The following is a 975-nucleotide window of genomic DNA, read 5'->3' on the forward strand; positions in this document are numbered from 1 at the left end:
CGGTCAGGCGGGGACTCGTTCGGCGGCGGCGAGGATGCTGGAGCGTGCCTGGTGGCGACGTTCGTAGGTCAGCACCCGCCGGGTGAGGCCCTCCTCCGCGTCACCGAGCCGCTTCATGATCTCGTCCTCGTTCATGCTGTCGTAGCCGGGCCAGGGCTCGGGCCCGAGCAGGTCAGTGATCCGGCTCAGGATCGCGGGCCGGGCGGCGTGGGCCCGCTCGTAGGCGCCGACCGTGGCCAGATCCCTCTGAGTGAGGTGCGGCAGGCGCTCGACGATCGTCCGGGTGCTCAGCCTGCGGTAGTCAGGGATCGGCAGCTCGTACTCCCTGAGGAGGGCTCCCTCCGGTGCCCCCTGGAGCCGGTCCGCGGCCGGCATGCGCTCGGCCGTCTCCCGCAGCCAGCTGCTCCAGGCGCGAACCGCCTGGCCGGCGCCGGTGGCGCTCCAGCCATCACCGGTCTGGGCGGCCACCACCGCTGCCTCGGCGCGCTGCTCGAGACTGTTGCCGAGCTCTTCCATCGCCTCTTCGTGGTCGCGGCGCAGGGAGCTGAGCAGCTCCGAGGTGACGGCGTCCTGAGCCTCCTGGGCGATGCGCTCGGCGGCCCGGCAGATGGCCACGGCGAACGCGGTGACCGCGTACTCGTCCTCGATGTTCTTGAGCAGCTGGTGCTCCGACGCCGGCCCGCGGCCCCGGAACACGATGCCGGGAACGGCCAGGGTCAATTCGAACGGCAGCCGGGCGGCTTGCCCGGTCAGGCGCCAGGCATTTCCCAGAACGGTCTGCATCAGCCCACGGGACCGCAGGCTTCCCAGACGTTCGTCGATGCGGTAGATATGCCCCCGGGCGTCGCCGGCACGGCGCTCCAGGAGCTCCCGGTACTCCCCGGCGGGCGTTCCTGCGAGGTGGGCTTTGAAGCGGTCGGCAAGCGCGACTTCAGCCTTGCGGACCTCACGCAGTGCCGGAACGAGCATGTCTGA

Annotated in this window: 1 protein-coding gene; it reads right to left on the bottom strand. The window is 71.2% G+C overall.

Annotated features, from left to right (window positions below; genetic code table 11):
- Positions 1-3: 3 nt before the first annotated feature.
- A partial coding sequence (locus CLM62_RS49950; protein ID WP_179382047.1) for a hypothetical protein occupies positions 4-975 on the bottom strand: 972 nt, incomplete at its 5' end.

The organism is Streptomyces sp. SA15 (genome assembly GCF_002291145.1).
Taxonomy (GTDB): domain Bacteria; phylum Actinomycetota; class Actinomycetes; order Streptomycetales; family Streptomycetaceae; genus Streptomyces.